Source organism: Lutibacter citreus (assembly GCF_003260195.1).
Classification (GTDB): domain Bacteria; phylum Bacteroidota; class Bacteroidia; order Flavobacteriales; family Flavobacteriaceae; genus Lutibacter; species Lutibacter citreus.
Genome location: NZ_QEIH01000003.1, coordinates 287,794 through 306,901, shown reverse-complemented (window position 1 = coordinate 306,901; position 19,108 = coordinate 287,794). Strand labels below are relative to the sequence as shown.

Sequence of the window (19,108 nt, the reverse complement as noted above, 5' to 3'; positions counted from 1 at the left end):
AAATTAACTATTTTACCAATAGATGATGGTATTATTCGCTTGGATTAAACAATAATACTTCCTATTATTGCTTTAATTGATATTTTAAGAAATGTTATTAAAGGAAATAATAAACTAATATGTGTTTTTATAATTGTCTTTACAAGTCTTTTAGATGTAATACTCTACTTCCAATATGGGACTAAATATATTATTTAGAAATTGAAAGAGGATTACTAGAACTGATTAAAAAATGGAAATAAAAGTACAGTTGTCAATACTTCATATAATTTATGCTTAAATTTGAGCTAATACAAACTACAAATATTCAACAAGTGATTTGCATTTTCTGAAATATTTTCTATTTTCTAACGCACAAATCTTAAACTATCCCTTCAACTTTAATAAAATAAATACATGAAAAAAATTTATATTTTCCTATTTACTATAATCATTTTAATTACCGGGTGTTCAAAAGATAACGAAGCCATCCAATCATCTAAAGTAAAGAATTTAACTATATTTTTTGTAAATGATCAGCACGGGCAATTAAATAATTTTTCTAAAATTAAACATATAGTAGACTTAGAAAAACAAGAAACAAATGTTATAACGGTTTGTAGTGGTGATATATTTTCAGGAAACCCTGTTGTAGATAATCACCCACAGAAAGGCTATCCAATGATTGATGCTATGAATCGTGTTGGATTTAATGTTTCTGTATTTGGAAATCACGAATTTGACTATGGAGAATCCATATTAACAGATAGAATGGAACAAGCTAATTTTAATTGGGTTTGTGCCAATGTAGATGTGGGAAATTCTAGTATTCCAGATCCTTTTGAATATCAAAGTATAAGTGTTGAAAATATAAAAGTCACCTTTTTAGGCTTGGTAGAAACTAATGGAAGTGACACACACACAATTCCTTCTACGCATCCTTGGAGAGTTCAAGATCTTACTTTTCAACGACCAGAAAATGTAATAGCTCAATATGCCGATATTAAATTACAAGAAAATTCTGATTTATACATTGCCTTAACGCATCTTGGTTTTAACGGAGGAAGTAATTCTTTAGGCGATACTCAAATTGCTGAACAATATCCTTATTTTGATCTTATTATTGGAGGTCATTCTCATCAAAAAATAAATACTACTATTAATAATATTCCAATATTTCAGTCTGGGTCTAATTTAAATGGTCTTGGTAAAATTGAATTAACAATTAAAGACAAAACCGTTCAAACAATAAATTATGAATTAATAGACCTAAATAGCTATACTGAATATGATGCTGATTTAAAAACAATTATAGACGATTACAATGATTTACCTTATTTAAATGAAATTATTGGATATTCTCATTTTAATCATAATAAATCTCAAGTTGGTTGTTTTTATACAGATGCTTTAAAAGGTGCTATGAATGTAGATGTTACTTTTCAGAATACTGGAGGAGTTCGTTCTACACTAAATAAAGGGGATATTACAAATAGAGAAATTTTTGAGATTTCTCCATTTAATAACGGTACTGTTATCTATAATATGAGCGTAACTGAAATTAAAAACTTTTTAATAGGATCAAGGTCGGGCTTTTACTATTCTGGAATTCAAATTGAGCAAATTGGTAATGAAATTCAAATTAAAGACTTAAATAATAACATAATACCTAATAATACTATTTTAACGGTTGGAACAATTGATTACATACCTGCAGTTTACGAAAATTATTTCCCTTCAAATGGAAATATTCAATTGTTGACGGGTGCCGAAACAATAATAACCTACTTAAAAAATTATAATAGTGATGTAAACTATTCGGATTGCAATAATTTATTTAGGTTTCAATAATAACTAAAGTCAATAAATAACTTACTCATCCTGAGTAAAATCAACATAATTTTAAATATTATATGCAAAAAAGATTTTCTTAAAGTTTTAAGAAGTCTATTAAAATAGAATATTATTAATTAATTTTGTGATGAATTTCTTCGGGGCAGAGTGCAATTCTCTACCGGCGGTAAAAGTCCGCGACTCCTTGAAAAAGGACTGATTTGGTGAAACTCCAAAACCGACAGTTAAAGTCTGGATGAGAGAAGAAAAAGTCTATCACTTAATTATGTAATTGATGTAAATCAGTTGCATATTATATTGTTGTACACTTTGCTCAGAAGAATTAATATTAATAATTTAAAATTAGCAAAGATGAATAGTATAAATACATTTGGAAAAGACAGCGTAGAAAGAGTTAACAATGCTGTTAAAAAATTACAACAAGGTTTCGGAATTTTACTAGTAGATGATGAAAATAGAGAAAATGAAGGTGATATTATTTTTTCTGCAGAGAAAATGACAGAAAAAGATATGGCTTTAATGATCCGAGAATGTAGTGGAATAGTATGTCTTTGTTTAACTGATGAAAAGTCTCAAAGTCTTCAATTAAAACCAATGGTTAGTAACAATACGAGTAAAAACCAAACGGCTTTTACCATATCAATTGAAGCAAAAAAAGGAGTAACTACAGGGGTATCAGCAAAGGATAGATTGCATACAATCAAAACAGCCATTTCAGAAGAAGCAAAACCGGAAGATTTATCACATCCAGGTCACGTATTTCCTTTATTAGCACAAACAAATGGAGTTTTTAAAAGAAGAGGACATACGGAAGGAAGTATAGACTTAATGAAAATATCAGGTTTAAAAGAATATGCTGTTTTATGTGAATTAACAAATGTAGACGGCACAATGTCACGACTTCCTGAAATTTGTGATTTTGCAAACAAACAAAATATGACAGTTGTTACTATTGAAGATATTTTTCAATATAGAATGATGACTGAAAAAAATATGGAAAAACTTGAAATGATAAATTAGTATTCCACATACAACAACTCGTAAAATGAGTACTCACATTTAAACTAATAAAGACAACAAACATTCAATATATTATTTGCAACGGCAGAAAAAACTCCAATTTTCCAGTTGCACAAATATTATATAATTCGTAAGCAATATTATAAAACATACCACTTGTACTTTTTTTAGTATATTCGCTGTATGCAACAAGAATTAAAATCTGAAATAACAAAGCAACACATTGTGCATGAAGCGTTTAATCTGTTTTATAAAAACGGATTTAAAAGTACAAGTATAAATGATGTAATGAAAGCTACAAAAATGAGTAAAGGAGCTTTCTATCATCATTACAAAAGTAAACACCAACTTGGATTAGAAGTAATTGAATTAAAAATTCAAAAACGTGTTTACGATGGTATGATTTTACCTTTAAAAGAACCTGGGCATGCAATGGAAATTTTACAAAGCACTTTTTTAAATAGAATTAAGTCCTTTTCTTTTTATGATAAACAAAACGGATGCCCTATGAACAACTTTATCAATGAAATAGGAAATTATGAAAGTAGCTATCAATTGGCTTTAAAAAACATTGTTGAAAAATGGAAAAAAGAACTTGTAATTCTTATTGAAAAAGGTAAAAAGCAAAACGCTATAAAAAAAGAAATTGCTAGTGAAGCCGTAGCAATTTATTTAATTAGTGCTTTTGAAGGAATTAGAGGAATTAGAAAATTATATGATAATGATAGTATTCTTGATCAATATATTTCTGGTTTATCATTATACTTAAATCAATTAAAACCATAATTTTTTTACAAATAAACACACCAATTAGAATGTTTTAATAAATTTATTCAAGCAATAAAAAAACAACTTTTCTATTTATATAAAAATAATAAAACCTGAACACTATGAGCATTAAAACAAATAATAAAACTTTAGCAATAAACTTATTACGTATTTCATTTGGTATAAACTTTTTTTTCCATGGAATAGTAAGGTTGCCCAATTTAGAAGGATTTGTAATGGGAATGCAAAACACATTTCAAAACACATTTCTTCCAACTATATTAGTTACACCAATGGCATATGCAATACCTATTGCAGAACTTATAATTGGACTTCTATTACTAATTAATAAATTCACTAGAGAAACTCTAATTGCTACTTTTATATTAATGAATATTTTGGTTACTGGAAGTTGTATAGCACAAAAATGGGATGTTGTAGGCTTACAAGCAACCTATATAGGTTTCTTATTCTTACTATTATACTTTACAACAGACAATTCATCATCAACTAAAATATAAATTTAAAACACGCTTAATTTTTACAAGCTGTTATAACACATCAAAATAAAATAACCTCATTTCATTATAATCATAAGTCAAATTATAAATAATCTACTAAAAAAATAAATCATTATGAGTGTTAAAAATAAAGTAATCATTGTAACTGGATCTTCTAAAGGTATTGGAAAGGAAGTTGCTATTCTATTAGCTAAAAATGGGGCAAAAGTAATTGTAAATCATTCTAATAGTGAAATTGAAGCAAATAAAACCGTAGCATATATTATTAAAAACGGTGGAACAGCTTTGGCAATTAAAGCTGATGTTAGTAATAAAAATGACGTAACCAATCTATTTGATAAAGCTATTGAAACTTTTGGTAAAGTAGATGTTTTGGTAAATAATGCTGGTATTATGTATAATAAATTTTTAAAGGATAATACCCAGGAAGAATTTACAAAACTCTTTAATGTAAATGTTAGAGGTATTTTTAATACACTTCAAGAAGCAAATAGTAAATTAGCAGATAATGGAAATATTATTAACTTTTCTTCTAGCACAGCAAAATTAATGTTTCCAAAATACGCTTTATATTCGGCCACAAAAGCAGCAGTTGAGCAAATGACAAAAGTTTTTTCTAAAGAAGTAGGAAGAGGAATTTCTGTTAATGCCATTGCTCCTGGTGCAACAGCAACAGAATTATTCTTAAATGGAAAATCTCAAGAAACTATTGATAAGTTAAGTGCTATGAATGCCTTTAATAGATTAGCAGAACCTATTGATATTGCTAAAGTAGTTTTGTTCTTAGCAAGTGATGATTCTAAATGGATTTCTGGACAAGTAATTGGTGCGAATGGTGCTTTGGTTTAGTTAAAAATAAAAATCCAGTGGTTCTAACATCATATAATTAATTGCGATATCTTGTAATATAGAATGTTTCTTAAACATAAAAAACTTAATTTTAAACTTCTGTAAATTACGTTTTCAAAAACGGAACAAACCCATTAGCTGCAATTAACCAACTAAAAAAATGAATAAAGACACTGATTTTATACAATGCAAAAAGTGTGGAGCAGCATTGAGTGATAATTTTTGCTCTAAATGTGGAAATCCCAAAACATTAAAAAAAATTAACGGAAATTACATTCTATCGGAAATTGTAAGTGTACTAAACTTTGATAAAGGTATTTTCTATACAATAAAAGAGTTGCTTTTAAGACCAGGAGAAAACATTCAAAAATTCATTCATAACGACAGAAATAGACTTGTAAAACCTATAATATTTGTTATAGTTTGCTCATTAATTTACACGATAGCTCAACAATTTTTAAAATTTGAAGACGGTTATGTAAAAGCTGGTGGATTTGGAGATTCTGCTGTTACTATTATTTACGAATGGATACAAAAAAACTATGGTTATGCAAATATATTAATGGCTATTTTTATAACAATTTGGATTAAAATTTTCTTTAAAAAGTACGTTTACAATTTTTTTGAAATATTAATTCTATTGTGTTTTATAATGGGAATAGGAATGTTAATATATACAACATTTGGAATTATAGAAACTATAACTAAATTGAAAATATTACATATTGGAGGAGCTATAGGATTTTTTTATACTGCGTGGGCAATCGGACAATTTTTTGATAAAACTAAAAAAATAAACTATTTAAAAGCATTGGTAGCCTATTTTTTAGGAATGGTAACTTTTTATGCGATTGCAGTAATTTTAGGATTCGGAATTGACTTTATATCAAAAATTTAGAGATTTAATTATTAATGAAATAAAAACAACATCCGCCAACAAATACACATATATAATTGCTAAGCCCAGTAATATAGAATGTTTCTAAAGGCTAATTTTATTAGTTTTATAAAACGAAAAATTCCAACAAATAAAAACAATTTAGGTTACACTAAAAATTTCGTATTTATTTACTCCTTATGACAGAACAAGAAATAAAAAAACATTTAAATCAAATTCAAAAAATTCAAGATGAAAGACAAGAAAAATTTTACTCTTGGTTAAAAACACTCATAACTATTTCAATAGGATTGTTTGGAATATTAGTTTCATTTAAGACTAATACTAGCGATTCATTTTTAAGAGCTTTATTTTTTTCAATTGCATTATCATCACTTGGATTAGGTATTCTATTTGGAATATTTTTATTATACTCTGAAGTTCATATTTTAGATAAAACAAGAAATAAGATTACTGAGTTTGTATTAAAAAGATTAGACGGAAATCCAGATCCTGTAGAATTTGAACAAATCAACCCTTCAATATTCTTTGTAATTTCAAGAAAGCTATGCTATATGTTTTATATAGTTTCATTGATTTCCTTGATAATTTACACATTGATTAACGAATTTAAAACGATGTGGCAACTATACTAATAAAAAATTGCTAAACGAAATATAAAAGTCTATCACTAAAACCATATATATTTAAAAAGTTTAAAAATTGTGTTTTTCTTGTTAATCATGATTTAATAATTTCCTGGTTTCCAATTTTTATCAGTCAGCGATTTATGAACACGTGCCTTTAACTCTGCCTCCATTCCTTTATCTCCTTGTTGTTCCATCCATTTATCCAAATCTTTGCTTAACTCTGCTTTAATGTTTACATATTTTGAATTAGATGCTAAATTATTCAATTCCCATGGGTCTTTCTCAAGATCATATAGTTCATCCTGAGGTCGGTGCATGGTTCTCTTTAATAGTCTGGCTGCTGTTTCATTGGTTTTTGCAGCCTTTTTCCATTGCGCCCAGTCCCCTTCTTCTTTTTCCTTATCCCTTATATGTGTTATGGTATTAGACGGTATACCATCAGGGTTTAGATTTCGGATATACTTGTAACGAAAATCTCTTACCGACCTTATGGGATAAGGTAAACCTGATATAATTCCTTGATTGGTGTGTGAGCCATAAATTAGGCTTCGGCTTTCATCTGTTTTTCCTTTAAGTACATTAATAAAACTTATACCATCAATATTTGAGGGAGGTTCTGCTCCTGCAGCTTCAAGAAAAGTTGGCAATACATCAACAAAACTAAGCATTGCATTGCTTGAAGATGCTGCTTTTACTTTTTCAGGCCAACGCACAATAAAAGGAACACGTAATCCAGATTCATAACACGACCATTTTGCCATGTGACCATAACCGTGATCCGAAGCATAAATAAACAATGTATTTTGTTCTTTTCCACTTTTTTTCAAGAGATTTAAAGCTATTCCAAGCTCTTTATCAACTAATTTGATATCGGCATAATAGTCAGCTAATAAGTTTCTCATTTCAGGAATATCGGGTAAAAAAGCTGGCATCTCAATGTCTTTTGGATTATAGTTTCCTTTAACATGAGGGCTATGGGGTTCGTTTGAAGCAATGATCAAACAGTAAGGCTCCCTCCCATTAATCACCTTCGAAATATCCTTTTGATCAATGTATTCAAATGGATAAATTTCTTTTGGATGGATATGCTTTTTACCTGCCAAAACAACACGGTAGCCCAACGGTTTTAAATACGTTGGCAATGAAATAATTCCCTGCTTAGTAGAGCCATGGTTCATATAGCAACCGTTTCGATGTGGGAAAAGGCCTGTGTAAAGCATACTTCGAGCAGGTGCACACATAGCAGTAGTAGTAAACATCCGGTTGAAACGCATACCTTCAGCTGCCAATCTATCGATATTTGGAGTTTTTACTACATCGTTTCCATAGCATCCCACATCCCAAATACTTTGATCATCCGCTAGGAAAAAAATGATGTTAGGTTTTGCTGTTTTACTTTTTGCTAACGCAACATTTATACCTGCAAAACAAATCGTGACAATTAATAATTGAAGTTTAATTCTGTTAATTAGAAATCTATTTTTCATATTTTCTATTCAATTTTATTCGCTTTTTTTAATCGAGATTGATATTCTGATCTATATTTCCATTTTTCGATGTAGGGTTTGTACTCAGAAGTATTATACCAAAATTGTTTTTTTGGATCAAGAATAGATAGTCCTTCCTTGTAATCATTTCCGTCTATACAGCTTGTCACAGACATAAGTCAATCAATATAATAACCAATCTTACCTTTATTGGCATATATCAATAGGATAACCTCTGTCTCAACGTTAACCTCTTTTATATTGTAAAGAACATATTGTTTTTACTTAATATTTTCTATTATCAGCTTATAATCATTGTAAATAAGGAAAACTTTACTTATCCCAATATTGATTTACTATTTCCTGAATATGAGGGTAATTTTTATCTGTTTCATTGTACATCTCTCGCTGTTGTTTCAATTCTTTTTTCAAAGTTCTAATAATTTGCACATACTCAGGATTGTTATATACATTGTTTACTTCATGTGGATCTTTTGATAGATCATACAATTCCCATGAAGGAGGTGTTGGCCGTATTTTAAAGGATTTTTCTTTAGGAAGCCAAGTCCTTGATTGTTTACCTGTTTCGTTCAAATCCCAATGCCTACCATAAAAGAAAATGAGTTTATAGTCTTTGGTACGAATACCAAAATGACTAGGAATGTCATGATGACTTAAGTGCAACCAATAACGGTAGTAACTTGCGGTACGCCAGTCTTTTGGAGTTTCACCTTTTAATAATGGTTTAATACTGTTTCCTTGCATCTTATCGGGTACTTTACCTCCAGCCAAATCAATAAGTGTAGGTGCAAAATCTGTATTATTAATAAGCATATTATTACGTTGCCCAGTTTTAACCATTTTGGGATAACGAACAATAAATGGCATGCGCATCGATTCTTCGTACATCCATCGTTTATCTACCAAATCATGCTCTCCAAGCATCATCCCTTGATCGGCAGTATAAACAATCACCGTATTTTCATACAAACCATTGTCTTTTAAATATTGAATAAGTCTCCCAATATTATCATCTACACCTTTTACGCAACGAAGGTATTTTTTTAGGTATATTTGATATGCCTTTGATGTTGCCTCTTTATCCGAAATAGCATCATCTATTTTATAGTGGTCTACATACCCTTGATACTTGAACCTTCGTGATATAGAAGTTCCAATCTCATGAATTAAACTATCATTTTTCCCTCTAGTGCCTTCCGATCCCCAATTAGGTTGATCGTATAAACTTTCTGGTTCTGGAATTTTTACATCAGCCAAGTAGCTGTTGTAGCGTGGTGCATTCTCAAACCAATCGTGTGGTGCTTTAAAATGACACATCAAGAAAAATGGGGTCTCTTTTTTATCTCTATTTTTAATCCAACCTATAGCCTTTTTAGCAATTACATCGGACGAATGTCCTACGCTTTTAACCACATTGTTTGGATAAATCCCATTGCCCTTCTCAAAAAATGTTGGATTAAAATATTTACCTTGTCCTGGTACAACACTGTAAAAATCAAATGCAGTTGGTTCGCAGTCTAAATGCCATTTTCCAATCATAGCCGTTTGGTAGCCTTGCTTTTTAATTTCTTGTGGAAGATAAAGTTGAGCTGTTTCTAAAGGTCTGCTGAAGTCTAGCATATGGTTAGTTTGACTGTATTGCCCTGTTATAATAGTAGCTCTACTTGGCGTACAAATAGAGTTTGTTGCAAAACAATTCTCAAAAACCATTCCTTCATTTGCCAATTTATCAAGGTTTGGTGTTGGGTTTAAGGATGCCAATCGGCCACCATAAGCACCTATTGCATGAGCCGCATGGTCATCACTCATGATATAGATGATATTGGGCTTTTTCTGAGCATAAGCACTTACTGACAATAACAATGCTAATAATACGGTATAAATATATGTCTTCATTTCTATAATTTATGTTTGTTTCTTTTAAAGCCTAATTTCTAATTTTTGCAATGCCTCATCCAGAGAAGTTCGATAGACTCTTGTAGGTATAAATGCAGGCTCTATATCTCTTGAATCATTAATTTTGCCTTTGATATCATCCAAATTACATCTGTATTCAATTAATACCCGAGCAGCATAAAATCGGGTGACTATATTTTCGTGTATGAGTAGTTCACCTAATACTTGGATAGCATCTCTGCTCTTTTCAATTTTGACCAATGATTCTGACGCTGCAAGGCGAACAATACTATCATCATCTTTCAATAGCCCTTTCAACAAGGCTAAAGTACTTTGATTATTATTTTCGAGCGACGAAATCCCCATAACAGCCCAATACCTTACAATTGGAGAAGCATCTGATAAACCTGCAATCAAAGCTTTGAGATGAGCTTCACCTCTAACATTTTTATCGGCAATGGAAAGTATCTTTTTGATAGGGAATACATTGTTATCAGCAAAAGCATCTAAAGGAGATAAATCCCTTGAAACACCACGCATATAAGGTTCTGGAATAAGAGAAAGGTCGCGGTTAGCAATCATCCAATCAAATAAGATACTTTTCATTTCTTCCATTTTTTTATGGTATTGAGGATCATTTACTAGATTTTTCATCTGGTACGGGTCGTTTTGAATATCATAAAACTCCTCTATAGGTTTACTCTTTTGCATTAACCAACCGGTTTGTTCATTAAGTTTGTCTGCTCTGTCTAATTTTCGAAGTTCAATTCGGATAGGAGTTGGCTCGGAATATTCACACCAAGGCATTCGTGCTTTGTTATGCATAAAATTGCGATTATACTGATAACGTCCATCGCTCACTGAACGACTAAAGTCAATGTTTTCACCAATTCTGTCTTTTATCGAAAATGTATAATCCCGCTTCTCACGCTCTGCTCCTAAAAACACCTTTCCTGGTAAATTTTCAGGAATTTCGCATCCTGTTATAGATAACATTGTTGGAGCTAAATCAACGAAATTAATTAAATCGGATTTTTCTTCACCAGGTTTAACACCAGATAAATACTGATATTTTTTAGGGAACTTAATGATAAAAGGCACCTTTGTACCTGAATCGTACAGCCATCGCTTATGACGCGGCAAGCCATCTCCATGGTCAGAATAAAAGAAAACGATGGTATTTTCGGCTAAGCCCGATTCTTCCAATTGTTTCAGAATTTCGTTCATCCACATATCCATAATTGTAATTTGCGTGTGCAAAGCCGCCAAGTTTTCTCTAACTTTTGGTGTGTTTGGATAATAAGACGGAACGGGAACATTATCGGGCGTATGCCTTGCTTCCGGTGGTAACAAGCTGTTTATGGTGTGCAACTGAAATTTATCATAACGTGTTTGTGATTGATGGGTGAGAAACATATTGAAGACACAAAAGAAGGGTTTATCCTTAGGGAGGTTAGCCAGATTATTCACAACCAACGAATCATAGGGAGCGAACCCATCGTAGTCCCAAGCTTCGGGTGCGCTAAAATTGTAGTCCTTTTTGTTAAAGTTCAGACAATAATACCCTGATTCTCTAAGATCTTCACTGAAACATTTGACATCTTTACTGAGTGTTGTATGAGCTCTTAAATGTTGTGTTCCCAAAGAACTGGCATATTTACCTGTAATAATGGATGACCTTGCTGGAGTGCAAACCGAGGCTGAAGCATAGGCATTGCTATACAGCACTCCTTCTTTTGCCATTTTATCAATAGTTGGGGTATAAGCATATTCATCATCATAACAGCCAAAGTGAGGACTAATATCCTCTGTTGTAATCCAGAGAATATTAGGTTTTTTCTCTGCTTTATTTTGAGCAACAAGTGTTTTTTGCATTGTAAAAACGGTTACAAACACCACTAATATTAATTTTATTCTCCCCATGATTTCTATTTACTTAATCTTTAAGTTTTTTCTTTGGGACTTCTGCCCCAACTTCCAATCTCCAGTTATACAATTTATCTTTTAATATTTTAATTGCTCTGGAAATAGACTGTATTATTTGTTTTATTAAAGCCCTATTTACGCACTTCAATTTTATATACCAATGCTGCATCAGCTTCAGCAGGCTTTTCTTTTGGCTGTGTAACAGTCAAACCTTTTGATGTACGTTTCCATTTAATTTTCTCATTGCTACCTAAAACTGTTACAGATTTCACTTTTATGTTTTTTGCTTTATCTGCAAAAGTTGTAAGCGTGCGTGTAGGCTCTTCATTGTTCCACCCAAGCTGGATAGCATAAACAATATTACCTTTGCTAGTATAACGAAGATCTTCAGCATTCAGCTTGTCAAGATTTTTTTTAATCCTGCCGTATTCATTCCATTCGTCTGCAGGGTCTCTTTTCAAGATAGTTGTACCTTCTCCATAAGCCACAAATGGTCGTGTTTCATAAATAGCTTCTCCGTAAGGCCTCATCCAAGCTCCGATTCCTTCCATCGCTTTAACTTGTTCTATGGGAATAGTCCCGTCTGCTTTTGGCCCGGCCGACAATAACATCACTCCATTTTTGCTCACGACATCTGCTAACATTCGAATAGCCTTTTCGGATTGAATAGCGGTACGTCTAAACTTATTATAAGACCAAGCAGCTCCTAAAATAAAATCGGTTATCCATACTTCCGAAGTAATATCTTCCATTGTTGCACGCTCTACATTCACAACCGCTATGTCGGTAGGAAAGCAATCTCCTTTAGTATTTACAACTACTTCTTTGCCCAATTCGGCTGCTTTATTGAAATAGTTAGCTAAAAATTGCTTGCGATACGAATCTTGTATATAACGAGGACCAAAATCCATCCAAATATAATCAGGGCAATACGTATCTATAACTTCGTTTAGTTTTGCCAGCCATAAATCTTCTGCCTCTTCATAACCCATATTACAGTAAAGTTTTCGGTATTTTGGGTCTTGAGGAACTTCGCAGTTTTCGTAAGCATAAATGTGTCGGCTCGAAGGTCTTAAGTAGCTACTTTCTGGTTTTGGATAAAACAAGTTGTGAAAACCGTGATGAAAGGTAGTCATAAACTTGAGGTCTCGCTTTTTCACTTCATCACTAATGGCTTTTACCACATTAATATGGGGGCCCATTTGTGCTGAATTCCATTCATTCACTTCACTGTCCCAAAGCGAAAAACCATCATGATGCTCTGCTATAGAACCAATAAATTTAGCTCCCATATTTTCGAACATATCCACCCACTCTTTTGCTGAAAAATTTTCTGCTTTCCACTCTTTAATAAAATCGTGATACTGAAAATCTCTACCATAGGTTTCTTCATGGTATTTATAGGTTGTACTTCCAAAACCTTCCTTTTTATCAGGCACATACATCCAGCGTGGATACCACTCACTACCATAGGCAGGAACAGAATAGACACCCCAATGAAAATAAACCCCCAATTTTGCATCAGCAAACCACTCTGGAGCAACTTTGTGTTTTTTTAGTGATTCCCAATCTGTTGTATATTTGGTTTGAGCATTCATTGTGGATACACAAAAACACAATAATAGTACTGCAATTATTGATTTCATAATTATTCTAATTTTGATAAATTCAGTTTAATTTTATTTATTTAATCTATTCAAACGATTTCAATTATTCTATTTTCAATTTATAATCATGTGCTCCAGGTGAAAAATTACTGCGTTTCACCACGGTTCCTGTTGATCTGGTACCTTTTCCCCAATCTATCTCAGCACGATTATCTCCAAGCACAATATTGGTAAGCTTTTCTTTCATAGCCTTTACTACGTTTTTGTAATTCTTATCAAATGCTAGATTATTTATTTCATGTGGATCTTTTGAAACATGGTACAGCGCCGGATCTAAATCTTTATAATTGGCATGGAGCGCCCACTCCATGTTTACACCACGTTTCTTGTTTGGACGTGTTTGCATTGAGAATACATATTCTTTTGTACGAATAAAAGCTCTTGGACCTGTAACCGCATGACTTTCGCCAATAACATAATCTCGTTGAGGCGCTTTTTTAGAAGTTACTTTTGCTAAATCTAATCCATCAAGGTATTTGTAATCTTCAAGGTTTATATCGGCACCTGCGGCAGCAATAATGGTTGGTGCTATATCTACAAACTCTGTATAGTTTTTAACCACCTTTCCTGCCGGAAATAATTTTTGATTGGAGGATACAACAATAATAGGATTATGACTGTCGATTTCCCAAGGTGTAAACTTTGAGTATGCACCATGTTCGTTTAGTTTCCATCCATGGTCTCCATTTACATAAACAATCATCCAAGGCTGACTATTCTTCTCACTATATGCAATGAATGCATCAGCAGACTGGCCAACCAAGTTATCTCCATAAGCGCAAAACGCATAATAATCCTGAATCATTCGTTGCTTCTGCTCATTAGTAAAGTTGTTAGAAAATGAACCTTTAACTTGCCTTTTTAACTGGGAAGGCATAGTTTCCCATTCTTTGTCTGTAAGCTCAGGAACCTTATAAGTATGCTTGTGAAAACGGTCTCGATAATTTGATGGTGGCAGCACTGGAGTATGAGGAAAATTAAATCCGATATGACAAAATAACGGTTTCGAAGCGTCCACTCCGTTAAAGGCTGTATTTCCAATTTTAAATGACTTATTTTCATTTTTCAGAAAGCTAATAAATGACGATGTAATAGCTCCATCTCTTGTTTTACCATCTTCGCGAGGGCTAACTCCTGCTAAAATTCCTGGGGTAAAAAAATAATTGGGCTCTTTTGTTCCATACTTTCGTAACAAATTTAGTTTATCAGAAGCTTCTTTGGCCATCCCGAAAAATTGAGCATTCTCATCTTCCAATTGCTTAGATATATAGTAAACCTTATCATTATCAATTTTAAGGAATTCAACTTGTTTAATTTTTTTTACAAGTTTTTGACCATTTAACTCAGTAACATTGGAAAGCTTTCCCCATCCCGTCATTCCTTCATCAGTTAATATCCTACCATCAATATCGGTTTGATAAATCTGCGGTTTAACGGCTTTTCCATTCTCAACAGTTCGTAAACGCACTCCCAGTTTCCCAACATGTACTGTTTGGTAACCTAACTTTTCCATTTGTGCGGGTAAGTGTGGATACGAGTTATTTGTATTGTTGTTGTGGTACTCAAATTCGTACACCCCTGAACGAAACGGATACCTACCATAATGCATTGACGCCCTTGATGGAGCGCAACCTTGCGCCTGACAGTATGAATTCACAAAAGTAGTACCCATTGAAGCCAAGCGGTCTATATTTGGGGATTCTACATAGCCAAGTTCACTCATTTCACGTCCGTGCAACATTTTATTAAATGTACGAACTGCATCATAACGATGATCATCCGTTAAAATCCAAAGCACATTGGGTTTCTGCTGTGCGAATATGGTTTTTGCTGAGCTAAAGAAGATAGCTAAAACCAAAAAAAATAATTTAAAATATCTCATGTTGTATGTCTATGTTTTACTGTTAATTATTATATTAATATTTACCTTTTGGAACCAAAACATTATTACATTATTATCTAGATGATAAAATCAAGGTGGATAAATTTCGGCTACTACAAATACGCATTCAAAACAATCAAAAGTTTATTTATAATTTCTATTTTTACTGTAGTGCACTTAGCATTTTCAAGGCCTTTTTATCAACAGTTAGGAAAATGGTTAAAATAATGTGGTGAACAATAGTTTTTGACGCATATTATCACTTTAATATCTAATTAAAATAAGATATTAAAGTTTCGTTATTCATTAATATCTATTTCCATCCTGATTTTTGTTTAAAATATTCATTAATTCCATATCCTGTATATTTTGACAATGGTGTCCATTCTTTAGGGATATGCTTTTGTAATTCTTTTATTATATGCTGATGCTCTTCCAACTTTGCCAAATTATACCATTCGTTAGGGTCTTTTTTCATATCATATAATTCAAGTGAATTATCTTCGTATTGGGTCAACCTATAACGGTCACCTCTAACAACAATATTATTCTCTCCATAAAAACATAATGCTGGATGTTTCCATTTCTTTTTAGGGTTTTTCATTAAGCTTTTCAATGAGTTTCCTTCTAGTTGTTCTAAAACAGGTATTTTACACAAATCTAGTAGCGTAGGATAAACATCAACAAGTTCAACTGTTGCATTACACGTTTTACCGCTATTATTAGATACATCTTTAAATATCAAAATAGACCTTGTATCACGTTCCCATAACGCTTGTTTTGCAACCCTATTCTTTTCTCCAAGATGATATCCGTGATCAGACCATAAGACAACAACGGTGTTATTTGCGTAAGCAGAGTTTTCTAAAGCGTCAAGCACCAAACCTACTTGTGCATCCACAAAGGCTACACAAGCAGAATAAGCCTGAATTACCTCTTTCCATTCTCCTCTTTCTAATAAACCTTCTGTTGAGGGCATCTGCGGTACATTTGCAACACGTTTCCCCATTTCTGGAATATCATCCATATCATCCTTTTTATAAGGAGGTAATTTTATATCTTCCAAAGGAAACATATCAAACCATTTTTTTGGTACATGCCAAGGAACATGAGGGCGATTAAAGCCAACAGCAAGAAAAAAAGGTTTATCATGATTTTGGTTCAACTTATTTACTCCCCACATTGCAGACTTATTATCTGGCATTAGGTTATCATAATCTGGAAAAGCACCCCAATCAGTCATGGTATTTCCAATTTTATTTGGCATTACAGAAGGATCATAATTCATTCGTTGTGGTGGCTTTGGTCCAGCTCTATCAAAACATCCACCAAATTCCTGAAAGAATTCAGTTTCGTCACCTCCACTATAAATTTTACCCACACTCATGGTTTTGTAGCCATTTTGCTCAAAATAATCTTGCATATAGATTGCTTTGCTTGCAGCTACACTACCTTTTTTAATATTACTTGCATCTAACTGTAAATAATTTCCAGTGGTTGAAGGGTATAGTCCTGTCATAATACTAGCTCGAGAAGGACCACAAATTGGAGCTTGACAATGGGCATTATTAAACAATGTACCTTGTTTTGCTAATCTATCTATGTTGGGTGTTGGTACACTGATAGAACCATTCATACATGATGCATAATCATTTAAATCATCAATGGCAATAAATACCACATTTGGCTTGTCTTGCGCAATTATAATTTGCAATAAAGTTAGTAGTAAACCTGTTAATCTTATTTTTAGTTTCATATCACTTAATTATCTTATGTTATATGCATTAACCTTTAGCCTAACAAAGGAATTAATTTTAGCTAAACCAAAGAATTTAAATCTTTAGAATAATATTAACAATTAAAAATATTTTAAAAATAAATAATAACATTCATATATATACCTTAATTTTACACACTGATTATCAACTGTTAAAAATTTTAAACAACTTAACAATGATTAAATATGTATTTAGCTTTATTCTAGTCTTTACAATATCAAATTCAATAACAGCAACAGTAAATAGTGTTTTGAATGACACTTTAAACTCACTAAATAATGAATCTGAAAGAAGTGTATTTAAAAATTCCTACTTACGCATAGAGAAGCTAGAACAAGAAATGCTATTAAATAAAAATAAGGGAGACAGTATAGCATATTTAAAAACAAAACTCCAATTAATAGGAAAACTATCAGATGTAGGAAGGTATCAACAAGCACATAAACTGGCTTGGGAAATTTACCCAAAAATAAATAGCCTAGAACCAATTGAATTAAAACTTGATATCCTTATTCGTTTAGTGCGACTGTATGTTTTATTTGAACAACACAAAAAGGCTAACGATGTACTTTATACTCACTTTGATCAAACACGTTTACTTTGCAATAAAAGTAAAGATAGTATCTATTTACTTGGAAGACTTTATATTATGCAAGCGCATCTAGAATCAAATGTGAATAAAAACTATTTGAAAGCTGAGTCTATTCTTCTCAATTGCATTAGTAAAGGGATTGCAGATAATAAAAATAACTCAACTATATATTATGCCAAATGGCAATTAGCAGAACTATATCTGACAATGTTTCGGATAAATGATGCTGGCAAATTATTATTTGATTTAAGAGAACGATTTTCTGGAACAAACAAGCATATTAATACACTTATCTATTACAAAATAGGGGATTATTTTTCAATGCGAAATGAGGTAGATTCTGCAATTTTAAACTATACGAAAAGCTTGAAATTAATGAATAAACAAGAGCTTCATGCCGATTACAAACTAGAAATTCTAAATAATCTATCACAACTTTATTTTAAAAAAGGAAATTTATTAAAGGCATATCGTTATGTATTACTGTCAAAAGAACTAGGAGAAGAGCTTTTTGGAAGTAAAAGCGATCAAAACAGAGATTTATTTGAATTGAGTGATGAATTCACTAAAAAAATTCAAAAGCAAAAGTTATTATTGCTAAAAAAATCAAAAAGTATTCAGAGTTTAAGAATGGCCATTTATATTGGTATTTTATCTTTAATGATTATAATTATATTTTTCTACTTTATAAAAAAGGCAAAAAAGAACAAATTAGAACAACAACAATTAAAAGAAAAGCAAGAAGAAGAATTAAAGATTAAAGAAACGGCACTTGAGTCAAAAAATAAAAAGTTGCTTTCTTCGGCAATGCAATTAATTGAACGAGACAGCTTGTTAAAGGATATAAAAAAACAACTAAATTCACTAAAATTTAATGAAGAAAACAAGCCTATAATCCATAATATCCTTCATTCCTTAAAAATTAACCGATCACACAAATGGGAAGAATTTGAAACCCATTTTACTGCGGTAAACCATAATTTTTTTAAATCTTTAAAAGAAAAATATTCAGAACTCTCTAAAACTGATTTAAAAATATGTGCTTTTATCAATTTAGGTTTCTCAAGTAAAGACATTGCGCAAATTATGGGAATAGGCGCAGAAAGTGTAAATGTGTCACGTAGTCGCCTCCGAAAAAAATTAGGGTTAGAACGAGAAGTAAATTTAAATGAGTTTCTACAAAAATTTTACGAATAAACCTTTATTTCGAAATTTTATTTTATTACAACTAATTAAAAAATCTATCTTTATTCTAAAAATAAATATTCAAAAGCTTTTGTTTTCTTAGGTAATATTTTAAAAACGCTCTAGTTTAAATTAAGGTTTCGTTTTAGAAATGTA

15 protein-coding genes and 1 riboswitch are annotated in these 19,108 nt (G+C 31.7%); of the genes, 8 read left to right on the top strand and 7 right to left on the bottom strand.

Features of this window, described 5'->3' with window-relative positions:
* Positions 1–396: 396 nt before the first annotated feature.
* From DAD81_RS07405 to DAD81_RS07375, 7 genes are all read left to right on the top strand, one after another.
* On the top strand, positions 397–1,830 hold the full coding sequence (locus DAD81_RS07405; protein ID WP_111707618.1) for a bifunctional metallophosphatase/5'-nucleotidase: 1,434 nt from the start codon (positions 397–399) through the stop codon (positions 1,828–1,830).
* Positions 1,831–1,962: 132 nt separating this feature from the next.
* A riboswitch (FMN riboswitch) is annotated at positions 1,963–2,084 on the top strand.
* Between the two features lie 100 nt (positions 2,085–2,184).
* A complete protein-coding gene (gene ribB / locus DAD81_RS07400; RefSeq protein WP_111707617.1) occupies positions 2,185–2,853 on the top strand; it encodes a 3,4-dihydroxy-2-butanone-4-phosphate synthase in 669 nt (222 codons plus the stop codon).
* A gap of 183 nt (positions 2,854–3,036) precedes the next feature.
* The gene (locus DAD81_RS07395) at positions 3,037–3,639 is read left to right on the top strand and encodes a TetR/AcrR family transcriptional regulator (RefSeq protein ID WP_111707616.1); all 603 of its coding nucleotides are present in this window, start codon (positions 3,037–3,039) and stop codon (positions 3,637–3,639) included.
* Positions 3,640–3,743: 104 nt separating this feature from the next.
* Entirely contained in the window at positions 3,744–4,142 is a 399-nt protein-coding gene (locus tag DAD81_RS07390) for a MauE/DoxX family redox-associated membrane protein (protein WP_111707615.1), read from the top strand.
* Between the two features lie 114 nt (positions 4,143–4,256).
* Positions 4,257–4,991: an SDR family oxidoreductase gene (locus DAD81_RS07385; protein ID WP_111707614.1), complete on the top strand. Its 735-nt coding sequence runs from the start codon at positions 4,257–4,259 to the stop codon at positions 4,989–4,991.
* A 160-nt stretch (positions 4,992–5,151) separates the two neighbouring features.
* Positions 5,152–5,889, top strand: a complete 738-nt coding sequence (locus tag DAD81_RS07380; protein ID WP_111707613.1) for a DUF3667 domain-containing protein — start codon at positions 5,152–5,154, stop codon at positions 5,887–5,889.
* 179 nt (positions 5,890–6,068) lie between these two features.
* Complete coding sequence (locus tag DAD81_RS07375; RefSeq protein WP_111707612.1) at positions 6,069–6,524, top strand: hypothetical protein; 456 nt, start codon at positions 6,069–6,071, stop codon at positions 6,522–6,524.
* Positions 6,525–6,616: 92 nt separating this feature from the next.
* On the opposite strand, the gene DAD81_RS07370 is transcribed toward DAD81_RS07375, so the two are convergent.
* The 7 genes from DAD81_RS07370 to DAD81_RS07345 form a co-directional block, all read right to left on the bottom strand.
* The gene (locus DAD81_RS07370; protein WP_111707611.1) at positions 6,617–8,005 is read right to left on the bottom strand and encodes a sulfatase family protein; all 1,389 of its coding nucleotides are present in this window, start codon (positions 8,003–8,005) and stop codon (positions 6,617–6,619) included.
* A gap of 5 nt (positions 8,006–8,010) precedes the next feature.
* A complete protein-coding gene (locus tag DAD81_RS20695; RefSeq protein WP_157961097.1) occupies positions 8,011–8,181 on the bottom strand; it encodes a hypothetical protein in 171 nt (56 codons plus the stop codon).
* 157 nt (positions 8,182–8,338) lie between these two features.
* Positions 8,339–9,922, bottom strand: coding sequence for a sulfatase family protein (locus DAD81_RS07365; RefSeq protein WP_111707610.1), 1,584 nt, complete (start codon positions 9,920–9,922; stop codon positions 8,339–8,341).
* A gap of 24 nt (positions 9,923–9,946) precedes the next feature.
* The gene (locus DAD81_RS07360) at positions 9,947–11,845 is read right to left on the bottom strand and encodes a sulfatase-like hydrolase/transferase (RefSeq protein WP_111707609.1); all 1,899 of its coding nucleotides are present in this window, start codon (positions 11,843–11,845) and stop codon (positions 9,947–9,949) included.
* A 134-nt stretch (positions 11,846–11,979) separates the two neighbouring features.
* Complete coding sequence (locus DAD81_RS07355; RefSeq protein ID WP_111707608.1) at positions 11,980–13,494, bottom strand: alpha-L-fucosidase; 1,515 nt, start codon at positions 13,492–13,494, stop codon at positions 11,980–11,982.
* A 64-nt stretch (positions 13,495–13,558) separates the two neighbouring features.
* Complete coding sequence (locus tag DAD81_RS07350; RefSeq protein WP_111707607.1) at positions 13,559–15,397, bottom strand: sulfatase-like hydrolase/transferase; 1,839 nt, start codon at positions 15,395–15,397, stop codon at positions 13,559–13,561.
* A 313-nt stretch (positions 15,398–15,710) separates the two neighbouring features.
* Positions 15,711–17,153 (bottom strand): sulfatase, encoded by a 1,443-nt coding sequence (locus tag DAD81_RS07345; protein ID WP_111707606.1) that lies wholly within the window; start codon positions 17,151–17,153, stop codon positions 15,711–15,713.
* A gap of 197 nt (positions 17,154–17,350) precedes the next feature.
* Here DAD81_RS07345 and DAD81_RS07340 point away from each other — a divergent pair, with 197 nt between their 5' ends.
* Entirely contained in the window at positions 17,351–18,964 is a 1,614-nt protein-coding gene (locus DAD81_RS07340; RefSeq protein ID WP_111707605.1) for a helix-turn-helix transcriptional regulator, read from the top strand.
* The last annotated feature ends 144 nt before the right edge of the window (positions 18,965–19,108 follow it).